Annotated in this window: 14 protein-coding genes and 3 rRNA genes; 3 read left to right on the plus strand and 14 right to left on the minus strand. The window is 65.1% G+C overall.

The features are described from left to right. Positions 1–33: 33 nt before the first annotated feature. From AC6I9V_RS04405 to AC6I9V_RS04415, 3 genes are all read left to right on the plus strand, one after another. Positions 34–1887, plus strand: a complete 1854-nt coding sequence (locus AC6I9V_RS04405) for a putative bifunctional diguanylate cyclase/phosphodiesterase (RefSeq protein WP_497898487.1) — start codon at positions 34–36, stop codon at positions 1885–1887. A gap of 35 nt (positions 1888–1922) precedes the next feature. Further along, a complete protein-coding gene (locus tag AC6I9V_RS04410) occupies positions 1923–4082 on the plus strand; it encodes a putative bifunctional diguanylate cyclase/phosphodiesterase (protein ID WP_497898488.1) in 2160 nt (719 codons plus the stop codon). A 223-nt stretch (positions 4083–4305) separates the two neighbouring features. After that, complete coding sequence (locus AC6I9V_RS04415) at positions 4306–6168, plus strand: putative bifunctional diguanylate cyclase/phosphodiesterase (protein WP_497898489.1); 1863 nt, start codon at positions 4306–4308, stop codon at positions 6166–6168. A gap of 162 nt (positions 6169–6330) precedes the next feature. Here the strand turns inward: AC6I9V_RS04415 and AC6I9V_RS04420 are convergent, their stop codons facing one another. From AC6I9V_RS04420 to AC6I9V_RS04485, 14 genes are all read right to left on the minus strand, one after another. Next, entirely contained in the window at positions 6331–7179 is an 849-nt protein-coding gene (locus AC6I9V_RS04420) for an SDR family NAD(P)-dependent oxidoreductase (protein WP_497898490.1), read from the minus strand. 155 nt (positions 7180–7334) lie between these two features. Next, positions 7335–7451, minus strand: a 5S ribosomal RNA gene (gene rrf / locus AC6I9V_RS04425). Positions 7452–7678: 227 nt separating this feature from the next. Then, positions 7679–10802: ribosomal RNA gene (locus tag AC6I9V_RS04430) — 23S ribosomal RNA — on the minus strand. A 517-nt stretch (positions 10803–11319) separates the two neighbouring features. Beyond that, a 16S ribosomal RNA gene (locus AC6I9V_RS04435) occupies positions 11320–12842 on the minus strand. Together the 16S, 23S and 5S rRNA genes form the textbook arrangement of a ribosomal RNA operon. Before the next feature lie 594 nt (positions 12843–13436). Then, positions 13437–14711, minus strand: a complete 1275-nt coding sequence (locus tag AC6I9V_RS04440; protein WP_497898491.1) for a plasmid pRiA4b ORF-3 family protein — start codon at positions 14709–14711, stop codon at positions 13437–13439. Positions 14712–14836: 125 nt separating this feature from the next. After that, positions 14837–16465, minus strand: a complete 1629-nt coding sequence (locus tag AC6I9V_RS04445; RefSeq protein WP_497898492.1) for an alkaline phosphatase D family protein — start codon at positions 16463–16465, stop codon at positions 14837–14839. Positions 16466–16632: 167 nt separating this feature from the next. Then, a complete protein-coding gene (locus AC6I9V_RS04450; protein WP_497898493.1) occupies positions 16633–17097 on the minus strand; it encodes a hypothetical protein in 465 nt (154 codons plus the stop codon). Positions 17098–17283: 186 nt separating this feature from the next. Next, positions 17284–17487 (minus strand): cold-shock protein, encoded by a 204-nt coding sequence (locus AC6I9V_RS04455; protein ID WP_011690916.1) that lies wholly within the window; start codon positions 17485–17487, stop codon positions 17284–17286. Between the two features lie 201 nt (positions 17488–17688). After that, a complete protein-coding gene (locus AC6I9V_RS04460) occupies positions 17689–18402 on the minus strand; it encodes a GntR family transcriptional regulator (RefSeq protein WP_349413157.1) in 714 nt (237 codons plus the stop codon). Beyond that, positions 18383–20008 (minus strand): dipeptide ABC transporter ATP-binding protein, encoded by a 1626-nt coding sequence (locus AC6I9V_RS04465; protein ID WP_497898494.1) that lies wholly within the window; start codon positions 20006–20008, stop codon positions 18383–18385. The genes AC6I9V_RS04460 and AC6I9V_RS04465 overlap by 20 nt, the downstream gene beginning before the upstream one ends. Further along, the gene (locus AC6I9V_RS04470) at positions 19992–21761 is read right to left on the minus strand and encodes a gamma-glutamyltransferase family protein (RefSeq protein WP_497900253.1); all 1770 of its coding nucleotides are present in this window, start codon (positions 21759–21761) and stop codon (positions 19992–19994) included. Before AC6I9V_RS04470 ends, AC6I9V_RS04465 begins: the two co-directional genes overlap by 17 nt. 63 nt (positions 21762–21824) lie before the next feature. Beyond that, positions 21825–22718, minus strand: a complete 894-nt coding sequence (locus AC6I9V_RS04475) for an ABC transporter permease (RefSeq protein WP_497898495.1) — start codon at positions 22716–22718, stop codon at positions 21825–21827. Next, a complete protein-coding gene (locus tag AC6I9V_RS04480) occupies positions 22719–23669 on the minus strand; it encodes an ABC transporter permease (RefSeq protein ID WP_497898496.1) in 951 nt (316 codons plus the stop codon). 9 nt (positions 23670–23678) lie between these two features. Further along, on the minus strand, positions 23679–25352 hold the full coding sequence (locus tag AC6I9V_RS04485; RefSeq protein ID WP_497898497.1) for an ABC transporter substrate-binding protein: 1674 nt from the start codon (positions 25350–25352) through the stop codon (positions 23679–23681). Between the last annotated feature and the right edge of the window lie 51 nt (positions 25353–25403).

A 25403-nucleotide genomic window follows, 5' to 3' on the forward strand; every position in this document is an offset into this window, starting at 1 on the left:
GGGCCGTGGCGCCCGGGCCGCGCTGCGCCCCCTATGATTTCTGAGGGGAGGATTCACAATGCAGCATCGTTGGTCTCAGATTCATCCGGTTGTGCCCGCGTGAGCACTTCAGCGCGCACCGAAGAGGACGCGCGGCTCCGCGACGCCATGTCACTGCTCTCAGCCACGCTGGAGTCCACCGCGGACGGCATCCTGGTGGTCAGCGCGGAGGGCCGGATCTCCTCCGTGAACAACAAGTTCCTTTCCATGTGGGGCATCCCGCGCGAGCTCGTGGACGCCGGCGACGACGAGGCCGTGATCGGCTCCGTGATGGGCCAGCTGGTGGATCCCGAGAAGTTCGTTGAGAAAGTCTCGGCCCTCTACGCGGACCCGGATGCCGAGAGCCACGACGTGCTGGACTTCCGCGACGGACGCACCTTTGAACGCTACTCGCGCCCGCAAAAGGTTGAAGACCGGGTGGTGGGCCGCGTCTGGAGCTTCCGCGACGTCACCCAGGCCCGGCGCGACCAGGACCAGATCAACCGGGCGATGGCGGATCTCGCCGCGCAGGCCAGCCAGCTGAAGCGACTCGCGTTCCAGGACCCGCTGACCGGGCTCTCCAACCGCCAGCTCTTCAACGACCGGCTGGCGCACGCCCTGGCCGGGCCCTGCGGGACCGCCGTCGACGTCCTGCTGCTGGACCTGGACGACTTCAAGGAAGTCAACGACGTCCACGGCCACCACGCCGGGGACCAGATGCTGATCGAGGTGGGCCGCCGGCTCCGCGCCTGCGTCCGGCCCAGCGACGTTGTAGCACGCCTGGGCGGCGACGAGTTCGTGGTCCTGCTGGTCGGTTCGCTCGACGCCGACGCCGCCGCCGAGCGGATCGTCGAGTCCCTAGGGGTGCCGTTCTGGCTCGACGGCACGATGCTGCGGCCCAGCCTGAGCCTGGGACTGGCCTCCATTGGCGAGGGCGCCGACGACGCGTCCGAGCTGCTGCGCCGCGCGGACATCGCCATGTACGCGGCGAAGGCGGCCGGCAAGAACCGCTACCTGCGTTTCCGCCCGGAAATGATGGCGGCCCTGCTCGAACGCACCGACCTCGAAGCCGGGCTGCGGGCCGCCGTCGACGGCGGGGGGATCACCGTGCACTACCAGCCGATCGTCTCGGCCCGGCTGGGCACCGTGGTGAAGGTCGAGGCGCTGGCTCGCTGGGAACGCGACGGTGTCCTGGTCCCGCCGCAGCAGTTCATCCCTACCGCCGAACGCAGCGGCCTGATCGTGGACATCGGCGCCGAAGTCCTGCACCGCTGCTGCACCGAACTCGGGCCCTGGCTCGCCCAGGACCCCACCCGGTCGCTCGCGATCAATGTCTCCGGCGTGCAACTGCAGCAGGGAAACTTCCCGGAGCTGCTGTTCGCGACCGCCTGCTCCCGCGGCGTCGATCCGCACCAGCTGGTGGTGGAGGTCACCGAGAGTGTCTTCTTCGACGACGACTGCCTGGTCCATCGCCAGCTGGTGCAGCTCCGCAGCGCCGGAGTCAGGGTGGCACTGGACGACTTCGGCACCGGCTACTCCTCGCTGGGACGGCTCCAGGACCTGCCCGTGGACACGCTCAAGATCGACCAGTCCTTCGTCGCTATGATCCGCACCGGCGACGAGCGACTGCCCATCCTCAACTCCATGATCGACATGGCCCACGGCCTGGGCCTGACCGTCACCGCGGAGGGCGTCGAGACCCCGGAACAGGCCGGGTACCTGATGCGGCGCGGCTGCGACTCCCTTCAGGGTTTCCTGTTTTCCAGGCCCCAGCCGGCGGCCGAGCTCCCCGCCGCGCTCTCAGCGTCAACGAGGACCATCACCGCGCTGCGCGGCGACACCGCCGCCCAAACGCAGCCGGTGCTGTGATTTGAGTCTCAGGGCCCTATGATGCTTGAAGTTTAATGACCACCGCCCTGCCGGTGGAATGGAAAATCAAGCGCCTGGGGGCTGGCATCGACGTGGAACAAGGACTGGCGGAGACCCTGCTTGAGCAGGGCCCCGACGGGTTGCTGCTGCTCAATACCGACGGAACCATCTCCTTCCTCAACCCGGCCGCCGAACGACTGTTCGGGTACTCCTCGGAGCAGCTGGTCGGCCTCCTGCACACCCGCCTGCTGGTGGAGGATGACCGCGGCGGGTTCCTGCGGGTCCTGAGCCGCCTCGGCCGCGCGGGCACCTTCGGCACCAAGCCCTTTCCCGCCGTCGGACTGCACCGCAGCGGCACCGAAATCCCGCTGGAACTGACCTGTTCCCTGATCACGACAAGGTCGAAGACCTCGATGGCGGTTGCGGTGCGGGAGACCACCCACCGCGTGGACGACGACGCCGGACGCCGCCACGCCGTCTCGCTCCTCGACGCGACCCTGGAGACGACGGCGGACGGAATTGTCGTGGTGTCCAACACCGGCCAGATCACCGGCGTCAACGAACAATACCTGCGGCTGTGGGGCATGCCGCGCGAGATCCTGGCCGAGGATGACGCGTACGCCCTGGTCAGGTTCATCGCGAAGAAGCTGGTGGACCCGGACTCCTTCAAGGCCAAGGTCGCCGAGCTCTATGCCAACCACGAGCTGCACAGCCAGGACCTGCTGGAGTTCCAGGACGGCCGCACCGTTGAACTGTATTCGCGCCCGCAAAAGGTCGCGGACGAAGTGGTGGGGCGGATCTGGAACTTCCGCGACGTGACCACACGCACCATGGCGCAGGACCAGGCCCGCCGCGCCCTAGACGAGCTCGCCCAGCAGGCCGACCAGCTCAAGGCCCTGGCCTTCCAGGACCCGCTGACCGGGCTGGCCAACCGCATGCTGTTCAACGAACGCGCCACCGCCGCACTGGAGTCCCCCGGCCCCGTGGCGGTGCTGCTGCTGGACCTGGACGACTTCAAGGAAGTCAATGACATCCTGGGCCACCACGCCGGAGACCAGATGCTGGTGGAAATTTCCCGGCGACTGCAGAACTGCGTGGGCCCGCACGGCACCGTGGCCCGGCTCGGCGGCGACGAATTCGTGGTCCTGCTGGAGGGCTGCAACGACTCCGACGCGGTGGCGCAGCGGATCGTGGGCACCCTGAACGCGCCGGTCTCCATCGAGGGGACCCTGATGCGCCCGGGCCTGAGCCTTGGCGTGGCGACGCGCGGCACGGATAACATGTCCTCCTCCGAGCTGCTGCGGCAGGCGGACGTGGCCATGTACGCCGCCAAGGAGGCGGGAAAGAACTGCTACGTGCACTTCCAGCCGGAGATGCTGGCTGCCCTACTCGAACGCACCCAACTGATCGCGGGGCTGCGCCGCGCCGTCGAACTCGGCCAGATCACCGTCTTCTACCAGCCCGTGGTTTCTACGAACCGGCGCGAGGTGGTGCAGTTCGAAGCCCTGGCCCGCTGGGAACGCGACGGGGAGCTGATGGCCCCGGACGCCTTCATCCAGACCGCGGAGCGCAGCGGCCTGATCCGTGACATCGGGGCCGAGGTGCTCCGGCAGAGCTGCACGGAACTGCAGTCCTGGCTGGCCGAAGATCCGGGACGGACCCTCGCGGTCAACGTCTCTGGCGTGCAGTTGCAGCACAAGGACTTTGCCGAGCGGGTGCTGGACATTGCCGCGTGGAGCCGGGTCGATCCGCACCAGCTGGTCATCGAGGTCACGGAAAGCGTGTTCTTCGACGCCGACTCCCACGTAATCCAGCAGCTGATCACCCTGCGCGCGGCCGGCATCCGGGTGGCTCTGGACGACTTCGGCACCGGCTACTCCTCACTGGGACGCCTGCAGGAACTGCCCGTGGACGCGGTGAAGATCGACAAGTCGTTTGTGTCCATGCTGCACACCGGCGAGGAGCGGCTTCCGATCCTGACCTCGATGATCCACATGGCGCACAGCCTGGGCCTGCGGGTGACCGCGGAGGGCATCGAAACCCACACCCAGGCCCGGTACCTGATGGAGCACGAGTGCGACGCGCTGCAGGGCTACCTGTTCTCCCGGCCGGTGCCGGAGGCGCGCCGGGAGGCGGCCGTGGCCCAGTCCGCGGAGGCCATCCAGGCGCTGCAGGAAGCCGCCGTCGCACTGTAGTCACGGGCCGTATTGGGTGCCGTGTCCGGTGCGGATTCCGGAGCCGAGTCTGGGCGCCCAGACGACACATTCGGACGCTTTTGCAAATACCGTCGGGGCGGCGTGAGAGTGTGCTATCGAACACATATGATTTCAGCAGTCGCGGTCCGCAGCGAACCCCCAAAGGGTTTCCCGCGGCGCGCGACCATTCACAGATCCATCGCTTTTGGGGGCAGTACACATTATGGACGCAGCATTCGCACAGACGGTGCTGGAGCACAGCCCCGACGCCCTTGTTCTGCTTGCCCCGGATGGATCCATCTCGTTCTTGAACAACGCCGCGGAACAGCTCTTCGGCTACTCCCGGACGCAACTGCTCGGCGCCGACTACAGCCTGCTGCTGGCCGAGGCCTCCCGGGAGGACTTCCACCAGCTCCTCACCGGCCTGGCGGCCGGGAACTCCGGTGTCGCCGACCGCGGAACCGGCGCTGGAACCGGCGCCACGCGGCTGCCCTTCGCCGGCGCGGGCCGCCGCGGAGACGCCTCCGAGTTCGCCCTGGAAATCACCTGCGCGGCGCTGCCGCCCGCGGCTGGTAGCCCCGGCAGCGACGCCGCCGTCGCGCTCTCCGTCCGCCCGGCCGTCGCTGCTCGTCCCCCGGCCGCCGCGACTCAGCCCGCAGCCTCGCGCGACGCCGGCCCCCCTGCGTCCGCCGCACCCCACCGTCGGACGTCCTCGATAGAGGCCGAACTGGTGCCCGGCACCACCGGCGTCCTCCCCCGCCTCACGCCCGCGGAGCACGACGACCAGCTCAAGGCCGCGGTGCTGCGGGACACGCTGACCGGGCTGCCCAACGGCACCCTGTTCAACGAACGCCTCGCCGCGGCGCTGCGCCGGCCGGATCCGGTGGACGTGCTGCTGCTGAACGTGGACGACTTCAAGAGCTACAACGACATGCTGGGCCGAGCCGCCGCGGACGAGCTGCTGGTGGAGGTGGCCAGCCGGCTGCGTAACTGCGTCCGGCCGCACGACACCGTGGCCCGGCTCGGTGGCGACGAATTCGTGGTGCTGCTGACCGAGTGCCTCAACGCCGGCGCCGTCGCGAAGCGCATCTCCGAGTCGCTGTACGTCCCGGCGCGGATCGGCGGCTCCACGGTGCGTCCCGGGGTGAGCATGGGCCTGGCCTCCAAGACCCCGCAGACGCACGACGGCGCCGAACTGCTGCGGCAGGCGGACTCGGCCATGACGGCGGCCAAGGCGGCCGGGAAGAACACCTGGCTGCAGTTCCGGCCGGAGATGCTGAACACCCCGGCGCACAAGGAACAGGGCGAGACCGGGCTGCGTCAGGCCGTGGAGCTGGGCCAGATCTCGGTGCACTACCAGCCGGTGGTGTCCCCCGGCCTGGGCGCCGTGGTGCAGTTCGAGGCGTTCGCCCGCTGGGAGCGGCACGGCAAGCTGGTTCCGCCCAACCAGTTCCTGCCCGTGGCCGAGCAGAGCGGGCTGATCCGCGAGATCGGCGACGAGGTGATGCGCCGCGCCTGCGCCGAGATCCGGCCGTGGCTCGCCGGCGACGCGGCGTACAGCGTGGCCGTGAACGTCTCCGGCCTGCAGTTCCAGCACCGCGACTTCGCCACCGACGTTTTGGGCATTGTCGCCTCGACCGGGGTGGACCCTCGCCAGCTCGTGCTCGAGTTGACCGAGAGTGTGTTCTTCGACGCCGATTCGGACGTGCTTCGCCAGCTCCGGCAGTTGCGCGAGGCCGGCGTGCGGATCGCGATGGACGACTTCGGCACCGGCTACTCGACGTTGGGCCGGCTCAAGGAACTCCCGCTGGACAAGGTTAAGATCGACCGGTCCTTCGTCGCGATGATCAAGACCGGCAAGGAACACCTGCCCTTCTTCCGCACCATGATCAACACCGCGCAGAACCTGGGGCTCAAGGTCACGGCCGAGGGCATCGAGACGCCGGCGCAGGCCAAGTACCTGATGGACCTGGGCTGCGACTCGCTGCAGGGGTACCTGTTCGCCAAGCCCGCCCCGGCGAGCGACCTGGCCGGCACGATGGAAAGCGCCCTGACCGCGATCGACAAGGTTGAAGCCGCGGGGTAGCCGCTCCGGGACGCTGCCTCAGCTCCGGCCGTTGCCGCCCCGACGCTCCCGCCCAGTTACTGGGCGCCGCAGCCCTTCCGCCCCCAGACTGCCGCGAGTTGGCGCGGCGTTTGCCTGCTGCCCGGCCCAGTAACTGGGCTGGAACGTCGCGGTCCGGTCCAGCTAGCTGCGGGGATTGAGTTTATCGACGTCCTGCGCCACCATGGCCGCGCTGCGGTCCCAGAGCTCCTTGGCCAGCTCGGCGTCGTACGCCTGCTTGTTGGCCTTCGCGAGGGCCCGCTTGGCGTAGTACGCGCCGGAAGCCCACTCCTGCCCCGGCGTGGCCGTGGCGAGCCATACCAGCGTGTCTGCGCCCTGCTCCGGGGACAGCATGAAGCGGTTGAGGAAGCTGCGGTACATGAAGCGGAAGGGGCTGGTGGTGTCTGCGGCGAAGTTGGTGGCCACAACCCCGGGGTGGAACGCCGCCGTGGAGATGCCGGCCGCGTGGTAGCGGTGGTGCAGCTCGGCCGTGAAGAGGATGTTCTCGAGCTTCGCGTTGCCGTAGGCCAGGTTGGCCGAGTATTTGTTCGCGACCTCCAGGTCATCGATGTCCAGCCGGCCGTAAAGCGAGTTGGCGGCGCTGGAGGTGTTGATGACGGCGGCTTTGCTGGCAGTAAGCACGTCCATCAGTTCGGTGGTGAGCAGGAACGGCGCCAAGTGGTTAATCTGGAAAGTCTTTTCGTGGCCGTCCACGGTGAGCTCGCGGGCGCCCATGATGCCGCCGGCATTATTCGCCAGGACGTCGATCCGCGGATACTTCTCCTTCAGCTGCGCCGCAAGCCGCCGCACCTGCGCCAGTTCGGCAAAGTCGGCGACGAAATAGTCCGCACCGATCTCCGCCGCGATCCGCTCGGTCTTCTCTTTGGAACGTCCGACGACGACGACGTTCTCCCCTTGCGCTGCCAGCGTCCGGGCCGCGGACGCCCCAATGCCATCGCTGGCGCCGGTGATAACGATGGTCCGTGCAGTCATGGGAACTCCCGTGGTCGTTGATTCAGAGGGACAAGCTACTCAAGGGTAATCAACGCTGGACGGCAGCCCGGTGTTCCGTTCGCACCGGCCCGCGGAAGGGGCCGTTAAATGGCGCAGGCCCCGACACGGTGTGTCGGGGCCTGGCTGTAATGGTTGTCCGGCGGTGACCTACTCTCCCACACCCTCCCGGGTGCAGTACCATCGGCGCTGTGGGTCTTAGCTTCCGGGTTCGGAATGGGACCGGGCGTTTCCCCCACGCTATGACCGCCGTAACCCTGTGTCCGCGCCCCTGGCGGCCCTGTGTGAGGGTTGCCCTGGGGTGGGAAATCTGGTGGTTACAACTTGTGGTGTTGTATTCAGTTGTTTTGGTTCCGTTAGCAACGTGCCCGTGGCGGGTTTGTTGTTTGGGAACCACATAGTGGACGCAAGCGTATCTTGTTTCTTTGTACCCTTCCCGTGGTGCGAACCCCTTTTGATGTTGGTTCGCGGGGAGGGGTGTGTGGTGTAAGTTATCGGCCTATTAGTACCGGTCAGCTTCACGAGTCGTTAGTCCTCGCTTCCACATCCGGCCTATCAACCCAGTGGTCTGGCTGGGGGCCTCTCACACGCAAGGTGTATGGAAATCTCATCTCGAAGCGAGCTTCCCGCTTAGATGCTTTCAGCGGTTATCCCATCCGAACGTAGCTAATCAGCGGTGCACTTGGCAGTACAACTGACACACCAGAGGTTCGTCCGTCCCGGTCCTCTCGTACTAAGGACAGCCCTTCTCAAATTTCCTGCGCGCGCAGCGGATAGGGACCGAACTGTCTCACGACGTTCTAAACCCAGCTCGCGTACCGCTTTAATGGGCGAACAGCCCAACCCTTGGGACCTACTCCAGCCCCAGGATGCGACGAGCCGACATCGAGGTGCCAAACCATGCCGTCGATATGGACTCTTGGGCAAGATCAGCCTGTTATCCCCGAGGTACCTTTTATCCGTTGAGCGACGGCCATTCCACAATGTACCGCCGGATCACTAGTCCCGACTTTCGTCCCTGCTCGAGATGTCTCTCTCACAGTCAAGCTCCCTTGTGCACTTACACTCGACACCTGATTGCCAACCAGGCTGAGGGAACCTTTGGGCGCCTCCGTTACTTTTTAGGAGGCAACCGCCCCAGTTAAACTACCCATCAGGCACTGTCCCTGACCCGGATTACGGGCCGAAGTTAGATGTCCAAAGTGACCAGAGTGGTATTTCAACGATGACTCCACCCGAACTGGCGTCCGGGCTTCAACGTCTCCCACCTATCCTACACAAGCCACTCCGAACACCAATACCAAACTATAGTAAAGGTCTCGGGGTCTTTCCGTCCTGCTGCGCGTAACGAGCATCTTTACTCGTACTGCAATTTCGCCGAGTTTATGGTTGAGACAGCGGGGAAGTCGTTACTCCATTCGTGCAGGTCGGAACTTACCCGACAAGGAATTTCGCTACCTTAGGATGGTTATAGTTACCACCGCCGTTTACTGGGGCTTAAATTCTCAGCTTCGCCTTGCGGCTAACCGGTCCTCTTAACCTTCCAGCACCGGGCAGGAGTCAGTCCGTATACATCGTCTTGCGACTTCGCACGGACCTGTGTTTTTAGTAAACAGTCGCTTCCCCCTGGTCTCTGCGGCCCCTGCACGCTCCGGACAGCCAGTGTCCATCACGATAGGGGCCCCCCTTCTCCCGAAGTTACGGGGGCATTTTGCCGAGTTCCTTAACCATAATTCTCTCGATCGCCTTAGTATTCTCTACCTGATCACCTGTGTCGGTTTGGGGTACGGGCGGCTAAAACCTCGCGTCGATGCTTTTCTAGGCAGCATAGGATCACCGAATCCCCCCATACGGGGGTCCCGTCGGGTCTCAGGCATCATGAACGGCGGATTTGCCTACCGTTCGCCCTACATCCTTAGACCGGGACAACCATCGCCCGGCTCGGCTACCTTCCTGCGTCACACCTGTTAATACGCTTGCCTCCCAGGATCAGGTCCCGCGCTCCACCAAAACCCTCACACCACAAGGGTGATCGGGCAGGTCTCGGGCGGTTAGTATCCCCTGTTCAGCATGGGCGGTTTTTCGCCGGTACGGGAATATCAACCCGTTGTCCATCGACTACGCCTGTCGGCCTCGCCTTAGGTCCCGACTTACCCAGGGCAGATTAGCTTGACCCTGGAACCCTTGATCATTCGGCGGACGGGTTTCTCACCCGTCTTTCGCTACTCATGCCTGCATTCTCACTCGTGTAGGCTCCACCGCTGGTTTCCACCGCGACTTCACTGCCCACACGACGCTCCCCTACCCATCCAGACGCCTGAACCACAAGGGCTTAGCTAATATCTGAATGCCACAACTTCGGCGGTGTACTTGAGCCCCGCTACATTGTCGGCGCGGAATCACTTGACCAGTGAGCTATTACGCACTCTTTTAAGGATGGCTGCTTCTAAGCCAACCTCCTGGTTGTCTTCGCAACTCCACATCCTTTCCCACTTAGCACACGCTTAGGGGCCTTAGTTGGTGGTCTGGGCTGTTTCCCTCTCGACTATGAAGCTTATCCCCCACAGTCTCACTGCTGCGCTCTCACTTACCGGCATTCGGAGTTTGGCTGACGTCAGTAACCTTGTAGGGCCCATTAGCCATCCAGTAGCTCTACCTCCGGTAAGAAACACGCAACGCTGCACCTAAATGCATTTCGGGGAGAACCAGCTATCACGAAGTTTGATTGGCCTTTCACCCCTACCCACAGCTCATCCCCTCCATTTTCAACTGAAGTGGGTTCGGTCCTCCACGACGTCTTACCGTCGCTTCAACCTGGCCATGGGTAGATCACTTCGCTTCGGGTCTAGATCACGCCACTGCAACGCCCTGTTCAGACTCGCTTTCGCTACGGCTTCCCCACACGGGTTAACCTCGCGACGTAACACTAACTCGCAGGCTCATTCTTCAAAAGGCACGCCGTCACAACTACAAGGCTGCTCCGACGGATTGTAAGCACACGGTTTCAGGTACTGTTTCACTCCCCTCCCGGGGTACTTTTCACCTTTCCCTCACGGTACTGGTCCGCTATCGGTCATTAGGGAGTATTTAGGCTTATCAGGTGGTCCTGACAGATTCGCACGGGATTTCTCGGGCCCCGTGCTACTTGGGATACTTCCCAGGCGGCACACAACATTTCGGTTACGGGGCTCACACCCTCTCTGGCCGGCCTTTCAAGACCGTTCACCTATGCACATGCTCTCACCCCACTGTCCCGGCAGAGACAGAACGGAAAGTCCCACAACCCCGACCATGCAACGCCCGCCGGCTATCACACATGGAACGGTTTAGCCTGATCCGCGTTCGCTCGCCACTACTAACGGAATCACTATTGTTTTCTCTTCCTGCGGGTACTGAGATGTTTCACTTCCCCGCGTTCCCTCCACGCACCCTATGTGTTCAGATGCGGGTCACCAGATCACTCGCGCGTCTGGCGGGGTTTCCCCATTCGGACACCCTGGGATCACAGTCCGGTTATCGACTCCCCCAGGCTTATCGCAGATTCCTACGTCCTTCTTCGGCTCCTAATGCCAAGGCATCCACCGTGTGCTCTTAAAAACTTGACCACAAAAGATCAAGGAGTAATTTCGAGAGAACCACGAAACCAACCACACCCAACAACACCACCCCAAAAGAGGTGACACCATCACGCGCAGCCAGATCCAGGTTCATAATTCTTGGAAATTGCTTCTTATAAAAGATGCTCGCGTCCACTATGTAGTTCTCAAACAACAACCCCGTACCACACACCCCACACACTTAGGCCCCCAAAAGGACCCATACAGTGCGTGTTCGTCGCAGCCGGGAAACCAGAAACACAAGTCCCGGGGTCACCCCCGGTCCTGTTGTCTCAGGACCCAACAGTGTGCCAAACACTAAACCGCCCGTACCCTCAAACACCGTTCCAGGAACCACACAAGGGTGGTTCCGTACTGGGTGCCGGAGAAAACGCAGCGGCCGCTATTTGTTGATATTCCACCCGTGAGCACCCGCCGCAGAACAATCGTCTGCGCAACGGGCGTACTCCTGACAACACCACCACAGGACATGCGTCCGGTGATGAACGTTGTAGGTGCTCCTTAGAAAGGAGGTGATCCAGCCGCACCTTCCGGTACGGCTACCTTGTTACGACTTAGTCCCAATCGCCAGTCCCACCTTCGACAGCTCCCTCCCACAAGGGGTTAGGCCACCGGCTTCGGGTGTTACCAACTTTCGTGACTTGACGGGCGGTGTGTACAAGGCCCGGGAACGTATTCACCGCAGCGTTGCTGATCTGCGATTACTAGCGACTCCGACTTCATGGGGTCGAGTTGCAGACCCCAATCCGAACTGAGACCGGCTTTTTGGGATTAGCTCCACCTCACAGTATCGCAACCCTTTGTACCGGCCATTGTAGCATGCGTGAAGCCCAAGACATAAGGGGCATGATGATTTGACGTCGTCCCCACCTTCCTCCGAGTTGACCCCGGCAGTCTCCCATGAGTCCCCGCCATTACGCGCTGGCAACATGGAACGAGGGTTGCGCTCGTTGCGGGACTTAACCCAACATCTCACGACACGAGCTGACGACAACCATGCACCACCTGTGAACCGACCGCAAGCGGGGCACCTGTTTCCAGGTATTACCGGTTCATGTCAAGCCTTGGTAAGGTTCTTCGCGTTGCATCGAATTAATCCGCATGCTCCGCCGCTTGTGCGGGCCCCCGTCAATTCCTTTGAGTTTTAGCCTTGCGGCCGTACTCCCCAGGCGGGGCACTTAATGCGTTAGCTACGGCGCGGAAAACGTGGAATGTCCCCCACACCTAGTGCCCAACGTTTACGGCATGGACTACCAGGGTATCTAATCCTGTTCGCTCCCCATGCTTTCGCTCCTCAGCGTCAGTTAATGCCCAGAGACCTGCCTTCGCCATCGGTGTTCCTCCTGATATCTGCGCATTTCACCGCTACACCAGGAATTCCAGTCTCCCCTACATCACTCTAGTCTGCCCGTACCCACCGCAGATCCGGAGTTGAGCCCCGGACTTTCACGGCAGACGCGACAAACCGCCTACGAGCTCTTTACGCCCAATAATTCCGGATAACGCTTGCGCCCTACGTATTACCGCGGCTGCTGGCACGTAGTTAGCCGGCGCTTCTTCTGCAGGTACCGTCACTTTCGCTTCTTCCCTACTGAAAGAGGTTTACAACCCGAAGGCCGTCATCCCTCACGCGGCGTCGCTGCATCAGGCTTGCGCCCATTGTGCAATATTCCCCACTGCTGCCTCCCGTAGGAGTCTGGGCCGTGTCTCAGTCCCAGTGTGGCCGGTCACCCTCTCAGGCCGGCTACCCGTCGTCGCCTTGGTGAGCCATTACCTCACCAACAAGCTGATAGGCCGCGAGTCCATCCAAAACCACAAAAAGCTTTCCACCCCCCACCATGCGATGAGGAGTCATATCCGGTATTAGACCCAGTTTCCCAGGCTTATCCCAGAGTTAAGGGCAGGTTACTCACGTGTTACTCACCCGTTCGCCACTAATCCCCCCACAAGTGAGGTTCATCGTTCGACTTGCATGTGTTAAGCACGCCGCCAGCGTTCATCCTGAGCCAGGATCAAACTCTCCGTTGAAGTAAAACAGACACAGCATCCGCCCCCGGGAAAACGGGAACAAACACTGCACAAAATTTGAAACCAGCTAAAAACACCAGACCATCCACGGGGTGGACAATCCGGCAAATTCAACCAATTCAATACAATAAATTGGTATCAACAAACTTGGCACACTATTGAGTTCTCAAACAACAGACACACCCGGCACCACCACAACCATCAATTCAGTCGAGGATCGCTCCGGAGCAACTTTTCAAACTTACCCGAACCCGGGAGTATTCGCAAATTCGCATTTCTGCGAATCACATTCTCCCAAGAAGGTCCCCGCCCGGTCATCAGCACGCAAAGATGCGAACCATTTTCCAGGCCGTTTAGAAGGGGGTCGGTCGCTATCTCTCCGCATCAGCGGCGGCGACTCGAACTACTCTACACACCAAGCAGACCCCAAACAAATCGGGCCCCACAGGTGTCCCGCGGCGTCATATTCCCCGGTGTTCCGCGGAATCCGGCGGCCGCATCGGTCCTCAACTAACCAGCCGCCCGGCGTCGGACCGTTGTGGAGTAGGTCACACCGGGCAGTGGCGGTGGAAGGCGTTCTGTCCCCGTGCCCTGCTACCTGTCCCCCAGCAGCGCCTGCACCTGGAGAAGAAACTTGAGGCCGCCGTCGGACAATTCCCGCTCCCGCAGCCAGAGTCGATCCCCGGGAAGCGTGAGCTGGAGGCTGCCCAGGGACTGCCGCACCGTGCGGTCGATGTCTTGTACCCACTCGGCCGGGATCGGGTCGCCGGAGCGCGTCACAAAGCCGGAGGCCTCAAGCGCCCTGATGATGACCTCGTCGCGGACGGCATAGGAAGGCTCAAATCCCTGGACGGACCAGTGCGCCGCCAGCCGGGTCATGAGTTTCACGGCGTCGTGCTGCGGGGCGCCGATGGCCTGCACCAGGAAGTCCCACAGCTTGTCCGGCTCGGCCAGGCCGAGCTTGCCCATCGACCCGAGCAGCAGCCTGCCGTTGCGCTTGCGCAGCAGTTTCCACGTGAGCAGCTGCAGGCGGAGGTCCATCACCTCGGGCGTGTTGATCTCCCGGTTGCCTTTGCCCACGGTTTCGTCGATCCAGCCGAGCTCTTCCATTGTGCGGCGGACCATTGCCGGCTTCAGGTAGCCGTCCTTCGTCAGTTCCAGCCCCTCCCCCGCGGCATTTTCCAGGAGCCACAGGACCGGGCGGAGTACGGCGCCCCGCTCCGCCGCGGTGACCGGCCGCGGCCACAGCTGCAGGCTGAGACGGCGGAGGCTCCGGTTGACGGCGTCGAGGTCAAAGGCGGTGACGTCGAACTTGGACGTCCACTCGCCGGTGACCCGGTAGAACCACATAGCCGCGTCGTGGTGCTCCGGGTGCTTCTCATTCGCGAGTACCTCCGCAAGGTGGCGGTACCCGCCAATCCCTCCGGAGTCCTCCACCGGTCCGCGGTTGGCACCCTCCACACAGCTGATGGTGCCCTCGGGGACCCACCCGGGCCCCACGAGTTCCACACGATGGTTCCAGGAGTCGCCGAAGTCGTATTCGTACTCAAACAACTCGGGCGACGGTCCCGCTGCATCCAGGAGTTCAAAAAGGACGACGCCGGACGCCGGCTCCGCGCCGGAGTCCTCCGCCGCCTCGTCGGGGCCAACAATGATGCGCCCTTCGCCGTGGCGGTCGACGCAGCGGATGCCGTAGAGGTGCTGGTCGTGCCAGCCGAAGGCCCGCTGGATGGCCTCGTGGAACTGCGGAACCGTGATGGTTTCCGGAACGAGGAGGCGCCGCCAGATCTCCGGCTCCGTGCCCTCGATGCTGATTCGGAGGTCGAAGGCGGGGACGGGATTCAGGATGGCGGGGTCCGCGGGCTGCATGCCGGCCATTGTGCCAGAGATGCGGCCGGACCTCCCCGAGCTAGGCCACGAACCCGGCAACGAAGCCGTGAAGGGTTCCGCCCCGGCCCCAAGACCTCGGCTGCAGCCTTCCCCACCAACTGCGCCTACCGCTCCGGCTGCAGCGCTTTGCTCCAGAGCACGGCCCCGTTGGCGTCGCGAAGGCTGGCGGTAAAGACGTCGTCGGCGCCGAGGTCCACGTGGCCGAAGAACTGGCTCTTGCCGCTGCGCGGGGATTCGTTGGCGTAGGCACCGGACTTGAAGAACGCCACTTCCGGGCCGAACGTCCCGTCCAGGGCGTTCGGGCCGAAGCTGCCGGCGTTGATGGGCCCGGCGACGAATTCCCAGAACGGATCGAAGTCGGTGAACGCGGCGCGCTCCGGGGAGTAGTGGTGCGCGGCGCAGTAGTGCACGTCGGCGGTCAGCCAGACCACGTTCTTAACCCGGTTGCGCTTGAACGCCGAAAGCACCCCGGCGATCTCGAGTTCCTTGCCCAAGGGGGCGCCGGCGTCGCGGTTGGAGAGCGATTCCTCGTTGACCGGGCCGTCCGGGACCACCAGCCCCAGCGGCAGGTCGTTGGCGATCACCTTCCAGGTGGCCTTGGACTTGCTCACCTCGCGGATCAGCCAGTCGGCCTGCTCCTGGCCGAGGATGTGGGTCAGATGCGTTTCCTTGCCGTCGGTGTTCGGGTCCTTGAAGCTGCGCATGTCCAGGCAGAAGATGTCCAGCTGCGGGCCGCGGCTGATCTTGCGGTAGATCCGGGCGGGCTCGAAGCCGGTGCCGCCGGCGCTGACGCCGGCGATCGGCTGGTACTCCTGCCAGGCCTGTCGGCCGCGGGCGGCGAGGACGTCCACGCGGCGTTCGGTGTAGCGGGTGTCGGTGAGGATCTGGCCGGGGTACCAGTTGTTGTGCGTCTCGTGGTCGTCCCACTGCGCGATCACCGGAACCTGCGCGTACAGGGCGCGGACGTTCTTGTCCATCATGTTGTAGCGGTGCCGGCCGCGGAACTCGTTGAGGGATTCGGCCACCTTGGACACTTCCTCGGTGACGAGGTTGCGCCAGATTTGGCCGTCCGGCTCGGTCACCTGCGCACTAATGGGCCCGTCGGCGTAGATCGTGTCGCCCGAGTGGATGAAGAAGTCCGGGGCAGTGTCGTGCATGGCCGCGTAGCCGCGCATCCCGCCGATCTCCTCGTTGATGCCCCAGCCCTGGCCGGCGGTGTCGCCGCTCCAGACGAAGCTTTGGCCGCGGTCGGCGCGGCCGCTGCTGAGCTGCCCGGTTTCCGGGGCGGTGCTGAACGAGCCCTGCGCGCTCTCGCCGGCGTTGCCGTCGGCATCCTCGAAGTGCAGGCTGAGGGCGAAGCGGGTGCCGCCGGGCAGGTGCTCGGCGTTGATCTTGGCGGTGAAGTCGGTCGCCTCGGACGCGGCGCCCCCGCGCAGCACCCGCTGGAAGGCACGGCCGCCGCGGAGCGGGGATCCGTCGTCGTCGACGGCCAGCAGGTTCGCCACCAGGGTCCCTGGGCCCGACGCGCGGGACCACAGCACACCGGAGCCGGTGGTGACATCGCCGGTGGCGATGCCGGACGGCAGGGTCAGGCGGTTGCGGACCAGGGCGACGCCGGCGGGCCGGGCGGCGCTGGCCGCACCGGCCGTTGCGGGGACGACGGCGGCGGCCCCGGCGGCGGCCAGGGCACCTTTGAGGACATTGCGGCGGGTGAAATCAGTCATGGTTTTCATCCTTGACTGCCCGCGTAAACCTGCGGTGGCGGGGGTGTGAACAGCGCCGGGCCAGTGGATTCGGGTGCGGCCAGCGGGGCCAGCAGGCGTGCGGTTGCTCTATCACGTATGGCTGTTCTGACGGCTCAGACCAGCCATAGGTGACAGAGCATCCGGGCAGGAAGCCCTCAGCGGGAGGCGGCGTCGACGAAGGCGACCTGGCCGGCGTACTGCTGGTAGAGCTTGACCGCCTCGTCGACGTCGATGTTTCCGATGTCCAGGGAGACGGCGAGGCCCTCGAGCTGGGCGTTGGACGTTTCGGCCGCGCTCACCCGGTCCGCGACGGCGCGGGAGGTGGCGAAGTTGGTGGCCAGGGCCGCAGCGACGGAGAGGAGCACGGCGAGCAGGCACAACACCCGCCAGACGACCGAGTCCTCGCTGAGCCCGAGGAGGCCGGCGACGGCGTCGGTGAACCCGGTGCCGCCCACCGCGGGGCCGGCGGTGAGCGCGGCGGCCAGGCCGCTGCCGACGATGCTGATGTTGGAGAGCCGGTTCCGTCGGGGCCGTTCGCGGGCCAGGTAGGCGCGGATGGCCTGTTGCTTTTCGTCGATCCGGGCGGACAGCCGCTGCCGGGCGTCTGGTGCTTCGCTCATGGTGTGCCAGCTTCCCTCGCCGATCCCTGGGGCCCCGCGTGGTGGCGAACGCGGACAGCAACAGGATGCTCCCGGCCGGGGTCGGTGTCCAGAGGGCCGCGGCAGCACATCCGGGTTAAACAAAAGCAGGGCCCGTCCGAAGACGGGCCCTGCTAGAAACCTAACGGTTCCGGGTATCTAAGGAAATTAGATAGCCTGGATGTTGGTGGCCTGAGGACCCTTGGGGCCCTGCTCGGTTTCGAAGGAGACCTTCTGGTTCTCTTCGAGGGAGCGGAAGCCGGAGGAGTTGATCGCGGAGTAGTGCGCGAAAACGTCCTGCGAGGAGTCATCGGGGGAAATGAAGCCGAAGCCCTTTTCAGCGTTAAACCATTTGACGGTACCAGTAGCCATTATTTTTGTCCTTCGTGAAGGTGGAGGAACTGTCCCGACTTTCGGGTCCTCCTGTTTGGGGTGCTCAAAACCGCTGCTTCAGAAGAACACGGACTTTCGACCGTGCGTACTGCCTGAACTACGAACTGCATAAACACAACAACACGATCTACTCTACAGGACGGATGGGTGGGCGGTTTACCACACGTCATAAGAAGGCATTCACGACGCCGTCCCGGTTGCGCCGTCGGGTGAGAACCGGCTCAGGTAGCCCAATCTTGAGCTGTGGACGTGGGCGGCCATACCCCGCTCCGCCTCCTGGGCGTTCCCGGCGTCAATGGCTGCCATGATGGTGCGGTGCTCGCTCCAGGAGCTCTTACCCCGGGAGTCGACGTCGGACGCGTAAAGCCATTCGATCTTCCCCGAGATCTGGCGCAACAGCGCCGTCAAGGAGGAGCTTCGGCTTAGCTCCGCGATGCCCAGATGGAAGCGGATATTGAGCTCGGGGAGCAAATCAATCCGTCCGTCTGCAATCGCCTGGTCGCCCGCTTCCAACAGTGCGGCCAACTCTTTGCGGTGTTCCCACCACACCGGGTCCGGCCCTCCCGCAGCGAACTGCGCGGCTGCATGGCGGGCGGCACGCCTCGCGGTGGCCGCTTCCAGGGCTTCCCGGATGGCGAAGAGGTCATCTGCGTCATCGACCGGGATGGCGGAGACCGTTGACCCGGCGAAGGGTTTCGACTCAACGAAGCCTTCCACCTCCAGCGCGCGCAGCGCCTCCCGTACCGGCACCCGGGAGATCCCATACTTGTGCGCCAACGCCGTTTCCGTGATCCGGCTGCCGGCCGGCAGCACGCCGAAGATGATGTCCCGCCGGATCTCGTCCTGGACGCGCTGCCGGGGGGCGTTGTCCGCGCTATCTAGCGAATGCTGCACCAGGAATCGCTCCAAGTAGTTCTCGGGTGTAGTCGGCGGACGGAGCCAGGAAGACCTGGTCCACGCTGCCCGATTCCACCACTTTTCCGGATTTCATGACCACCACATTGTGTGCGATCTGGCGGACCACGGCCAGATCGTGGGTAATGAAGAGGTAGCTCAGGCCCAGCCTATCCTGCAGATCTCCCAACAAATCCAGGATCTGTTCCTGCACCAGCACATCGAGCGCCGAGACGGCTTCATCGCAGATCAGGACCTCGGGCTCCAGCGCCAGCGCCCGGGCGATCGCCACGCGCTGTCGTTGCCCGCCGGACAGCTCGCTGGGGCGGCGCTGGGCGATCGTGCGTGGCAGTGCCACCTGGTCCAAGAGTTCGCCAACACGCTGCCGCCTGCTCGCCGGATTTCCGACGCCGAAGATCCGCAACGGTTCGTCGATCAGCCGCTCGATCGAGTAGGTCGGGTCCAGGGAGCCGAACGGGTCCTGGAAAACCGGCTGGACTATCCGGCGCAGGGCGCGCCGCTCGCGGACGTTGCTGGTGGCGAGGCTGCCGCCGTTGATAAGGGCCTCTCCCCCTGAGGCGGTTTCGAGTCCCAGGACGATTCGGGCCACCGTGGTCTTCCCCGATCCCGATTCGCCGACGATCGCGGTGGTGGTGCCGCGGTCGACGCTGAAGGAGACATCGTCAACTGCCTTGACGATTCCCCCGCGCTGGCCGCGCAGTTTGAACTCCTTGAAGAGGTTCCGGACGGTCAGCACCGGCACCGGCGCGCCTGCGGGCTCCGCCGTCAAGCCGGCGCCGGGGAGCAGGCTGGCCGACGGCGCCGCGGCGACCAGGCGGGCGGTGTAATCCTCCTGCGGGTCGAACATGATCTCCTGCGGCGTGCCGGTTTCGACGATCCGGCCGTCCGCCATCACGATGATCCGGTCCGTGCGGTCCGCAGCGAGCCCCAGGTCGTGGGTGACAAACAGCAGTGAGGTGCCGCGGGCGTCCACCAGCGTCTGCAGGTGGTTCAGGATCTGCCGCTGCACCGTCACGTCGAGCGCCGAGGTCGGTTCGTCGGCGATCAGCAGGTCGGGTTCGCCGGCGAGGGCGATCGCGATCAGTACCCGCTGCCGCATGCCGCCGGAGAACTCGTGCGGGTACTGCCCGTACCGGCGGCCGGCGTCGGGGATTCCGGCTTCTGCCATGAGTTCGACGGCGCGCTGCTTCACCGCGGCCCGGCCGCGCAGGCCGTTGCTGACCAGGGCGTCCGCGATCTGCGCGCCGACCTTCATGGACGGGTTTAGGTTGGACATCGGGTCCTGGGGGACCAAGCCGATCCGGGTGCCGCGGATGGCTCGCATCTGCTTTCCGGTCAGGTCCGCCAGATCCGTGCCGTCGAGGAGAATGGAGCCCTGGGAGATCCGGCCGCTGCCCGGGAGCAGACCGAGGATCGCCCCGATCACGGTGGACTTGCCCGAGCCGGACTGGCCGACGATAGCCACCCGTTCGCCCTTTTTGAGATCGAAGCTCACGCTTTCCAGCACCGGCGCGCCGCCGTAGCTGACCTCGAGGTTGCGGACGGAGAGCAGGGTCTTGTCTTGGTTGTTAGCGTCCGGCTGCATAGCCCTGTGCTCCTCTGGGGTTGGCGGCGGCCTTCAGCAGACCGGTTTCGGGATCGGAGACAACGCAGGAGAGTCGGCCAAGGGCCCAGTCTCCGGCGCGGGTAACAACGTGGCCGCGGCGTTCCAGCTCGTCGATGACGGGCTCGCCGAGCCGGTCCTCGACCACGGCACCGCCCGGGGTCCAGGTACGCGGCCAGAATGACCCCGGAACTGATGTGGTGTGCAGTGCGGGCGCGTCCACGGCTTCCTGCGGGGAGTATCCGCCCACCAGGGTCCGGAGCAGGTAGAGCAGCTGCCACTGGTCCTGCTGGTCGCCGCCCGGCGAGCCCAGCGCGGTGACCGGCTTGCCGTCCTTGAGGACCAGCGTGGGGGTCAGGGTGGTCCGCGGACGCTTGCCCGCGGCCAGGGTGGAAGGGGCGCCGTCTTCCAGCCAGGTCATCTGCAGCCGGGAGCCCAGGCAGAAACCCAGCTCCGGGATGGCGGGCGAGGACTGCAGCCAGCCGCCCGACGGGGTCGCCGAGATCATGTTGCCCCACCGGTCCACCACATCAATATGGCAGGTGTCGCCGCGGGTTTCCCCGCTGGGCATGACAGTGGGTTCGCCCACGCCGGCAAACAACAGCTCGCCCTCGCCGGTGCTCGACGGCGGCAGGTATTCGGTGCGCAGCGGCGGGATAAACGGCTCGTGGCCGGGGACGGTGCCGGGGCGGAACTCGTGCGAGGCCCGGTCGGTGATCAGTTCGCGGCGCTGGGCGGCGTACTCCGGGCTCAGCAGGTAGTCCAGGGGCACGGTGGCGTCGCCGTAGTACGCCTCGCGGTCTGCAATCGCGAGTTTTTGTGCTTCCAGGATGGTGTGGGCGCCGAGGGCGGTGGAGGGATCCAGGTACTCGTCCGGGAAACCGTCCAGGATGGCCAACGTCTGCAGCAGTGCCGGGCCCTGGCCCCAGGGACCGATCTTGGCGATGGTGTGTCCGCGGAATTCCAGCGTGGTGGCCGACTCGTACGAGGCGCTGCAGGCCGCGAAGTCCGCTTCGGTGATGACCGCGGCGTGGTCCGTTCCCGAGGAGTGCCGGTGCGGGGCAGCCAGGAACTCGACGGCGGCCTTAGCCACGAAACCCTCGCTCCATTCCCGCCGGGCGGCGTCGATCCGGGCTTCCCGCGATCCGGTCCCTTCGGCGGCAGCGCCGTCCCCGGCGGCGACCAGCCGGTCCAGGACGTCGGCGTAGGCGACGTTCCTGACCAGATCACCGCCGGCCGGAATCTTGCCGTCGGGCATCCAGAGGGCGGCCGACGTCGGCCAGTGTTCGGTGAAAAGGTCCTTGACGGTCTCGATGGTGCTCCCTACCCGGTCCACGATCGGGTGGCCGTCGCGGGCGTAGCCGATCGCGAAGGCGAGCACCTCGGACAGTTCCCAGGTGCCGTGGTCGCGGAGCAGGAGGAGCCACGCGTCGAAGGCGGCGGGAACGGCGGCGGCCAGTCCCCCGGCGCCGGGCACCAGCTCCAGCCCTTCGGCCAGGTAGTGCTCGCGGGTCGCGGCGGCGGGCGCCGGGCCCTGTCCCATCAGGATCACGGGGTGGGACGGCGCGTCGGCGGTGACGAAGACGCCGGTCATGTCCCCGCCCGGACCGTTCAGGTGCGGCTCCACGACCTGCAGCACAAACGCGCCGGCGACGGCGGCGTCGAACGCGTTGCCGCCGCGTTCGAGCACCGCCTGGGCGGACGCCGTCGCGAGCCAGTGGGTGGAGGCGGTCATGCCGAAGGTGCCCTGCAGGGTGGGGCGGGTGGTGAAGGGAGCTGCGGGTGTGTACGTCACGGGTTACTTTCGGCTCGAGGTTGCGGGGTCCAGGGCGTCGCGCAGGGCGTCCCCGAAGAGGTTGAAGGCCAGGCAGATAACGGCGATGCCGATGCCCGGGATGATCGCCGCGGTGGGGGAACGGAAAATGTACTGCTGGGCGTCGGAGAGCATGATGCCCAGGCTCGGTGACGGCGGCTGGATCCCCAGGCCCAGGAAGGACAGCAGAGCCTCCCCGATCACGGCGACCGGCATGATGACGGTGGCCTGCACGATCAGGGCGGAGGCGGTGTTGGGCAGGACGTGCCGGAAGATGATCCGGCCGCCCGAGGCATCCATGGTTTTGGCGGCCATCACAAAATCGCTTTCCTTGATCCGCAGGGTCTCACCGCGGACCACCCGGATCATGGCCGGGATGTGCGCGATCCCCAGGGCAACGGCGGCGTTGCCCAGGCTGGGTCCGCTGATGGCCACCAGTCCCACGGCGATGATCAGGAACGGAAAGGCCAGGGTGACGTCGGTCAGCCGGGAAATGATGACGTCCAGCCACTTCCAGTAGCCCGCCAGCAGTCCCAGCGGGGCGCCGACCAGGACCGAGAGCAGCACGGAGAGCACCCCGACGATCAGCGAGGCGCGGATGCCGAAGACCAGGCGGGAGAAGATGTCACGGCCGAGGTCGTCGGTGCCGAGCAGGAAGCCGACGGTGCCGGGCTTCTGGAACGGGGTGTTGAAGTGCACCTGCGCGGGATCGTAGGGCGCGATCAGCGGCGCGAAGAGGGCCGCGAGGATCACCAGGGCCAGCATGATGCCGCCGGTGAGGCCCAGCGGGTTGCTGCGCAGTGATTTCCAGATGCGTCCGCGGGAGGAGCCCAGTCCTGCTGAGTCCAGCGCCGCGGGGCGGATTTCGGTGATGGCCATTTAGTTGCCTCCTACTCGGATTTTCGGGTTGATGACCGAGTACAGGATGTCCACCGCAAGATTGATCACGATGTAGCTCACGGTAATGATGAGCACCACGGCCTGGATGACGGGATAGTCGCGGGTGAAGACGGCGTCGAGGGTGAGCTTTCCAAAGCCCGGCAGCGCGAAGATCCGCTCCGTGACTACCGCTCCGGAGATCAGCCCGCCCAGCTGCAGGCCCACGATCGTGACCACCACGATCAGGGAGTTGCGCAGCCCGTACCGGAACAGCACCCGGCCTGCGCCGAGGCCTTTGGCGTTGGCGGTCCGGACGTAGTCGGTGCTCATGGTTTCGATCATGGACGCCCGGGTCTGCCGGAGGATCACCGCGGCGAGGGCGGTGCCCAGGATGATGGCCGGCAGCGTCAGGTAGTACAGGCCCCGGAGCGGGTCCTGCCCGACGTCGACGTATCCGGAGGCGGGGAACCAGCCGAGGTTGACGGCAAGGTAGAGGATCGCGAGCAGTCCCAGCCAAAAGCTGGGCACCGAGAGGCCTACCAGGGCCACGGCGTTGGAGACCCATTCGGGCCAGCGGCCGCGGAAGCGCTCCGAGACGACGCCAAGGAGGATGCCGGCGACGACGGCGAGCACGATCGCGTACGCGGCCAGCCAGAGGGTGACCGGAAGCGTGGTGCCGACCAGGTCGGTGACCGGGGTGCCGGTGCGGGTGGATCGGCCAAGGTCGCCGTTCAGGAGCCGGCCGATGAAGCTGAGGTACTGCGCGGGCAGGGGCTGGTCGAGCCCGAGCTGGGCGCGGACGGCGTTGAGCTGTTCGGGGCTGGCTTCCTCCCCGGCCATTGCGATGGCGGGGTCGCCGGGGAGCTGGCGGATGCCGATGAAGATCACCAGGGAAGCCAGGACCAGGGTGACCAGGGACTGCCAGAGTCGGGTCGAGAGATAACGGATCATGGTGGGTCCTTACTTCTTCGTCACGAAGGCTGCGTTGCTGAGGTGGACGACGCCGTCGGCAAAGGTGTCGATTCCGGCCACCTTGGTGCTGTAGGCGGTGAGGCTGCGGACGCGGTAGAGGTAGATCACCGGGTTGTCGGCCTGGACCTGCTTCACCACCTGGCCGTAGAGCTGTGCGCGGGCGGCCTGGTCCGTCGCGCTGGACGCCTCGGCGAGGAGCTTGTCCACTTGGGGGTTGCTGTAGCCGGAGTAGTTGTTGCCGGCGCCGGTGGCGAGGAAGTTGAACATGTTGCCGTGCGGGTCCACGCGCCCGGACCAGCCGAGCTGGAGGGCGGCGAAGCTGCCGCGGGTCTGGACGTCCAGCAGGGTGGAGTATTCCACGGGCCGGATGGTCAGGGCGAAGCCTGCGTCCGCCACGGCGGCCTGCAGCGCCTGGGCGTAGCGGAGCGCATCAGGAGAGTTGCTGACCTGCAGCTCCACCGGGTAGGGAGTCTGCACTCCCGCTTCCTGAAGCAGTGCCTTGGCCTTGGCCGGATTGAACTCCGGGCAGGCCTTGCTCAGGTCCGATGCGAAGGGGCTGGACGGCGCGATCGGCGAGCAGGCGGGCTCGTACCAGTTGTTGAAGACGGTGTTCACCAGGGCCGCACGGTCCACGGACATGGAGAGTGCCATCCGGACCTTGGCGTCCTTGGCGGTGGGGGTGTTGATCTCGCCCACGGGTTTGCCGACGCCGGCGGTGTTGCCCAGGTTGAGGGTCAGGCCCTGGTAGCCGAGCGATCCCACCTGCAGGATGCCGACGCCGTCCTCCTTGGAGAGGGCGTCCACGTCCTGCGGGGAGACGGAGTCCGCTACCTGGACGGCGCCGGAGCGCAGGTTCGCTGCCCGGATGTTCGAATCGGTCATGATCCGGTAGGTGATGGTGTCCAGGTGGACGTTCTTGGCGTCGTAGTAGAGCGGGTCCCGTTCGACCTTGATGGAGGTCTGCGGCACCCGTCCGGAGAACTTGAAAGGACCCACGCAGACCGGGTGGTCACCGAAGGAGGCGCCGGCGTCGGCCACGGCTTTGGGTGAGAGCACCATGCCGGCACGGTCCGCGAGGGCGGCGGTGATCGGGGCGAACGGCTTCTTGTAGTTGATCCGCAGCGTGGTGTCGTTGAGGGTCTGCACGCTGGCGATCGGGCCCAGCTCGCTCTTTCGCGCCGAGCCTTTCAGGGTCAGCCCGCGCTCGATCGTCAGCCGGGCGGCGTCGGCGTTGAACGGGGTGCCGTCGGCGAAGGTGGCGCCGGTCCGGACCGGGATGGTGACGGCCAGGCCGTCCGCGCTCACCTGGGGCAGCGCGGTGGCCAGCTGCGGGACGATCTTGCCCTTGTCATCGATGTCGTACAGCTTCTGGCACATCGTCTGCATGACGTAGCGGGTGTAGAGGGACGACGACGTCGTGGGGTCCAGGCGGTCCGGTTCGGCGGAGAGCGCCATCACCAGCGCCCCGCCCTCCTGGATTTTCTGGTTTCCAATCGGCGCGGACATCACGTCCGTGCGGGTGACCGCTGCGGGCAGGGCCTGGATCGGCTGGCAGCCGGTGGCAGCAACGGCAACAATGGCGATGCTTCCCACCATGGCGGCAGCCCGGGCGTGGCGCCGGCCGGTGGCCGGCGCGGCGGTGGTGCGGAACAAGAGTGACATGCGGATCCAAATCATCGGGTCGAAGACGACGTCAGTATTGAATACAATCTG

The sequence above is a fragment of the Arthrobacter sp. SlRoot2-15 genome (genome assembly GCF_059739345.1).

Excerpts from the sequence above, each read along its gene's own strand:
- AC6I9V_RS04475 (WP_497898495.1), bottom strand. The coding sequence starts at position 22,718 with ATGGCCATCACCGAAATCCGCCCCGCGGCGCTGGACTCAGCAGGACTG.
- AC6I9V_RS04445 (WP_497898492.1), bottom strand. The coding sequence starts at position 16,465 with ATGAAAACCATGACTGATTTCACCCGCCGCAATGTCCTCAAAGGTGCC.
- AC6I9V_RS04410 (WP_497898488.1), top strand. The coding sequence starts at position 1,923 with ATGACCACCGCCCTGCCGGTGGAATGGAAAATCAAGCGCCTGGGGGCT.
- AC6I9V_RS04485 (WP_497898497.1), bottom strand. The coding sequence starts at position 25,352 with ATGTCACTCTTGTTCCGCACCACCGCCGCGCCGGCCACCGGCCGGCGC.
- AC6I9V_RS04455 (WP_011690916.1), bottom strand. The coding sequence starts at position 17,487 with ATGGCTACTGGTACCGTCAAATGGTTTAACGCTGAAAAGGGCTTCGGC.
- AC6I9V_RS04420 (WP_497898490.1), bottom strand. The coding sequence starts at position 7,179 with ATGACTGCACGGACCATCGTTATCACCGGCGCCAGCGATGGCATTGGG.
- AC6I9V_RS04450 (WP_497898493.1), bottom strand. The coding sequence starts at position 17,097 with ATGAGCGAAGCACCAGACGCCCGGCAGCGGCTGTCCGCCCGGATCGAC.
- AC6I9V_RS04405 (WP_497898487.1), top strand. The coding sequence starts at position 34 with ATGATTTCTGAGGGGAGGATTCACAATGCAGCATCGTTGGTCTCAGAT.
- AC6I9V_RS04470 (WP_497900253.1), bottom strand. The coding sequence starts at position 21,761 with ATGACCGCCTCCACCCACTGGCTCGCGACGGCGTCCGCCCAGGCGGTG.
- AC6I9V_RS04465 (WP_497898494.1), bottom strand. The coding sequence starts at position 20,008 with ATGCAGCCGGACGCTAACAACCAAGACAAGACCCTGCTCTCCGTCCGC.
- AC6I9V_RS04415 (WP_497898489.1), top strand. The coding sequence starts at position 4,306 with ATGGACGCAGCATTCGCACAGACGGTGCTGGAGCACAGCCCCGACGCC.
- AC6I9V_RS04480 (WP_497898496.1), bottom strand. The coding sequence starts at position 23,669 with ATGATCCGTTATCTCTCGACCCGACTCTGGCAGTCCCTGGTCACCCTG.
- AC6I9V_RS04440 (WP_497898491.1), bottom strand. The coding sequence starts at position 14,711 with ATGCAGCCCGCGGACCCCGCCATCCTGAATCCCGTCCCCGCCTTCGAC.